This is a genomic window from Sulfurimonas sp., from assembly GCF_014859695.1.
Lineage (GTDB): Bacteria > Campylobacterota > Campylobacteria > Campylobacterales > Sulfurimonadaceae > Sulfurimonas.
On sequence record NZ_JACUTS010000121.1, the window covers coordinates 1 to 3,844 of the forward strand.

7 protein-coding genes are annotated in these 3,844 nt (G+C 30.3%); 6 read left to right on the forward strand and 1 reads right to left on the reverse strand.

What is annotated here, in order from left to right; genetic code table 11:
* Positions 1-822 precede the first annotated feature (822 nt).
* The 4 genes from IBX42_RS11560 (at position 823) to IBX42_RS11575 (ending at position 2,485) form a co-directional block, all read left to right on the forward strand.
* Complete coding sequence (locus tag IBX42_RS11560) at positions 823-1,074, forward strand: hypothetical protein (protein ID WP_294933086.1); 252 nt, start codon at positions 823-825, stop codon at positions 1,072-1,074.
* Positions 1,075-1,083: 9 nt separating this feature from the next.
* A complete protein-coding gene (locus IBX42_RS11565) occupies positions 1,084-1,419 on the forward strand; it encodes a hypothetical protein (RefSeq protein WP_159569365.1) in 336 nt (111 codons plus the stop codon).
* A gap of 110 nt (positions 1,420-1,529) precedes the next feature.
* Positions 1,530-1,868, forward strand: a complete 339-nt coding sequence (locus IBX42_RS11570; protein WP_294933087.1) for a hypothetical protein — start codon at positions 1,530-1,532, stop codon at positions 1,866-1,868.
* Positions 1,865-2,485, forward strand: coding sequence for a hypothetical protein (locus tag IBX42_RS11575; protein WP_294933088.1), 621 nt, complete (start codon positions 1,865-1,867; stop codon positions 2,483-2,485). The genes IBX42_RS11570 and IBX42_RS11575 overlap by 4 nt, the downstream gene beginning before the upstream one ends.
* A 347-nt stretch (positions 2,486-2,832) precedes the next feature.
* Here IBX42_RS11575 and IBX42_RS11580 read toward each other — a convergent pair whose 3' ends face one another.
* On the reverse strand, positions 2,833-3,081 hold the full coding sequence (locus tag IBX42_RS11580) for a helix-turn-helix transcriptional regulator (protein ID WP_159569371.1): 249 nt from the start codon (positions 3,079-3,081) through the stop codon (positions 2,833-2,835).
* Between the two features lie 126 nt (positions 3,082-3,207).
* Between IBX42_RS11580 and IBX42_RS11585 the strand changes: the two genes are divergently transcribed.
* Both IBX42_RS11585 and IBX42_RS11590 read left to right on the forward strand, forming a co-directional pair.
* Complete coding sequence (locus IBX42_RS11585) at positions 3,208-3,492, forward strand: hypothetical protein (protein WP_294933089.1); 285 nt, start codon at positions 3,208-3,210, stop codon at positions 3,490-3,492.
* Entirely contained in the window at positions 3,492-3,773 is a 282-nt protein-coding gene (locus tag IBX42_RS11590) for a hypothetical protein (RefSeq protein WP_294933090.1), read from the forward strand. Before IBX42_RS11585 ends, IBX42_RS11590 begins: the two co-directional genes overlap by 1 nt.
* The last annotated feature ends 71 nt before the right edge of the window (positions 3,774-3,844 follow it).

Here is a 3,844-nt window from a genome sequence, read left to right on the forward strand (position 1 = left end):
TGAGTGAAATAAGAATGTTGCTTTAAGTGGTCTTGACAAATGGGGACGTTATAGTAGCCATTGTAAATTCTATTACTTTTGTGGTTTATGATTGTAATTGATTGCTGCTCAAAACTTATGTTTTTTACCTTTATGGTTAAAATAGAATAAACTCTTGCTCCAAGAGAAAGACTTAGTTTCGTGAAAACTAATAGGTCTTTTTGTTGCATATTCCTTAACAAAACAGAGGAGACGAACAGACTACCTATAGGCTTTTAAAGTCATCATAGCTATCATTTTAAAAGTTATAAATAAGTATTTTGAACAGCTATTAGGTAACCTGTTCGCTCACTTCAGTCGTTCAACAATCACTTATTTTTGAAACACAAAGTAGTCATATTAGTTTTCCGTGTTACATAAAGTGTTCAAAAAGTAAAAACTGCAAAGTTCCACAAATCTTAAGAGATTATGGAACTTTACCGTTTTTATGATTATTAATCTCCGTAGATAAATGAGATTCAATTTCAGCATCGAGAACTATTGTTTCATAAGTCATTCCCTTAGAATTTAGTATTCTATCGGTCTAACACAAAGTTTTGAACACTTCCTTAAATATATTACTAATAGTAACATTTGTACAAATATACTCAGATTTGCTAAATTCAATGAAAAATTACGCCTAATCGCGTTTATTTGTTTCTAAAGTACGTCTAAATCCACTAAGTTTTAAATTGTTAATGTTGCTAAATACGCCTAAATACAGCTATTTCTTTCTTTAGATTTTTGCCATTTTTTGGCTCTTTATCTATACTTTTCTCATGTTAAACAAAAAGGAGAAAAGTTATGCAAAGTGATGAAGATTTACAAAAAGAGCGACTCTATGAGTATCTGTTAAAAAAATATAAAAGAGCTGTAATATCGAAAGTTGAGATGGCAAGTGAGCTAGGTATAAGTAGTTCAACATTAGATCTCTACATCGCTAAAGGTACAGGATTACCTAACTACAAAAAGCTAGGTAAGGCTAAAAATGCAAAAGTTGTATTTAATCTTTTAGATGTCGCCGACTTTTTGACAAAAACAATCAAAACATACTGAGAAATTTCGATGAAGAAAAGGGAAAAGTTTGATGTGTTGTACACGACTATAATCCATAAATATCGCATAAAACATGGACTTAGTAATAATGATTATTGTATAGCCAATGCCATCTATAATCTCAGTAATAATCCAGAAAGTGAGTTTAGAGGTTGGTATTACGGGAAAATTGAAACGCTTGGCAAGATGTTTGATTTTTCACGAGCGACAGCATATAACAGTGTACAAAAACTGATAGATAGAGGCTTGGTAGAAAAAGATCTCACAAGCGGTTTTTTGCGAACAACGAAATTGTGGTGGAGCGATTTTGTAAATAATACGATTGTGGGCGAGTCTAAAAATTAGATAAGTGTCTAAAAAGTATATTCTAAAATCTAAATTTTAGATTTTTTAGTCTAAAAATTAGACATATATATAAATAATAATAACAATAACTCATAAAGAAGAGGAAGAAGATGAAACAAATGTATGAAGATTTTGATGAGTTTATAGCATGGCTTAAAAAAGATGGTCTTAAACCACTCAAGAGTGAAAGGATATGGAAAAAAAAGATTTTTGCCAATCTTTTAAATAATCATGCAAAATCAATTGAAAATTATAAAGATTTTTTACAAGACAAGAAATTGAACAGCCTTATAGGTAAAAAAACTACATATAAGGATTTTAATAAGCTTGTTTGCAGCGTAGAATCCTCACACGGTTTTTATACGCTAAAGCTAGAGGACAGGTCTATTTTAAAGGTAAAAATTAAAGATATTGATGAATTTATAAAAAACCATATAGGAGGAAGATGAAAATGAAAAGTAGTAACTCTTTGCTTGACATACATAAATATTCAAAAGATGCGTTTCAGCATCTCTACGACAAGCTAACCGATGAAAATTTCAAGCGAGCATACATCATAAAAGATAAGCCAATTAATGCTGTAACTGGAATAATATGGGATATTACACAAGAAGATGAAGAGCTAAGAAAAATCATTTCTAAAATGGATGAAATCGATGGCATAAAATCTCAAAACAGTAAAAGCCCAAACGAAAAACGAGTTGAAACTTGGTTGAAAAAAGCATATTTTGAACATCTATATGGAGGGTATTCAGTTTCAAGAAACATTCTATTGAAATTTATGACAACAATCATAAAAACAAATGGTAATGAGGGAAAGAAAAGATTAAAGTATTCAAGTACAAGATACTTTGAAAAGTATAACGATAAATTTAAAAAAAGACTTAATCGTTGCAGAAAAAATGATAGGGTGTATGAACTTCAAAAAAAGTATCCAGAACTAAACATAGCAGATGCTTTTGCTTATGGGCAGATAATTGATAAGTTTAATACGACGAATGAAGACCTAGAATGGTTTGAAAAGCTAGTCAAAATATTGACTAAAGAACAAGAAGAATATATTTAGATTTACATAAAAAATACTGCAAAAAGTTTTTTTTAAAAATATGATCTGTTTTGTAAGGGAAATTTTTGATAATCTTCAAAAAAGCCCATAAATAAGGGATTTGTAGAGCCTATTTTAGTAACGATTTTTTTTCAAGGGACAATTTTTTATCAAATTTTATTAAATTGAGTAAGGATTTTTTTTGAACACTTTGAGTAAAGTCCTTAAAATAGGTGCTTTGAGATGTTCTTTTGTAACGATTTTCTCGTAGGGGACAAAAACGAGTAATATATAATACAAAGAACTTGTCCCTTTCAGGGGATGAAATCAGCCTATATATGAACGACAGTGAATAGTCTCGGACAAAATCATTTTAACGGGGTTTGTATAGGAGGTATAAGATCAGTTACTTCGATGCCAAATTCATAAGCTATTTTGTATAGGTGAGAGAGGTTGTAACTTACATCATGTTTTCTAGTTTCAATTTTTGCAATATAGTTTGGAGATTTATGTCCTAAAATTTGAGCAAGAGCCAGTTGGCTAATATTTCTTTTTACTCTTTCCTCTTTTACTTTTAGAACAATTTCATCTAAAAATTTATCTATATTTTTTTCCAATACTAAACACCTATAAGTTTTCAAAGATGATAGCTATATGGCTAAAATCTAACAAACACTTATAAGTGTTTAGTAAGTTAATTTGAGTTATTATTTAATGTAAAAATAATATTTCAGGAGCAAAAAATGGCAGAGTATTTCGCAAATGTAATAGCAAGACTGATTGTTGGATATTTGACATTTATAGCCATCTTATTATCTATTTTGGCAGGTTACTGGATTATCGAAGATTATAATGCAATGGTTGAGTTTATAAACAGCGTACATGACAATACTTTTGCACATATTGTTGTATGGATGCCGTTTGTATTTTCTTGGTTCAAACCAGCCAAAAATGGTAGAACAAATGCGTATTACAACCGACAAGCAAATTTTTGGGTGATGTATGACACTACTGGAGGAAGATGGTAATGAAAAAAATATTTTTAGCCTTTGTTGTATTCGCTGGGATTGCAAGTGCTACAGAGGTAGCTATATGCCAATTTAAGACAGAATATTCTGGTTTTGCAGAAGATAAGATGACTTGTTCAGGATCTTTTGAAAAAGATACCACAATCAAAGACATGTATGCTGATGGATGGAAGTTTAAAGGTAGCTACAGAACCAATATGTATGAAGTAGGTGGACAATATAGAGGCACAAAGGTAATCAAAGAATATACATATCTTGTAATGGAAAAAGAAAATAAGTAACGAAACTGTTTAAATATAGTAACTGACCTTACGCACCAAGGAATCAAAGTTGCTTAATCTAAGGCATGAAA

Coding starts and splice junctions, on each gene's coding strand:
- IBX42_RS11585 (WP_294933089.1), top strand. CDS start 3,208: ATGGCAGAGTATTTCGCAAATGTAATAGCAAGACTGATTGTTGGATAT.
- IBX42_RS11560 (WP_294933086.1), top strand. CDS start 823: ATGCAAAGTGATGAAGATTTACAAAAAGAGCGACTCTATGAGTATCTG.
- IBX42_RS11570 (WP_294933087.1), top strand. CDS start 1,530: ATGAAACAAATGTATGAAGATTTTGATGAGTTTATAGCATGGCTTAAA.
- IBX42_RS11565 (WP_159569365.1), top strand. CDS start 1,084: ATGAAGAAAAGGGAAAAGTTTGATGTGTTGTACACGACTATAATCCAT.
- IBX42_RS11590 (WP_294933090.1), top strand. CDS start 3,492: ATGAAAAAAATATTTTTAGCCTTTGTTGTATTCGCTGGGATTGCAAGT.
- IBX42_RS11575 (WP_294933088.1), top strand. CDS start 1,865: ATGAAAATGAAAAGTAGTAACTCTTTGCTTGACATACATAAATATTCA.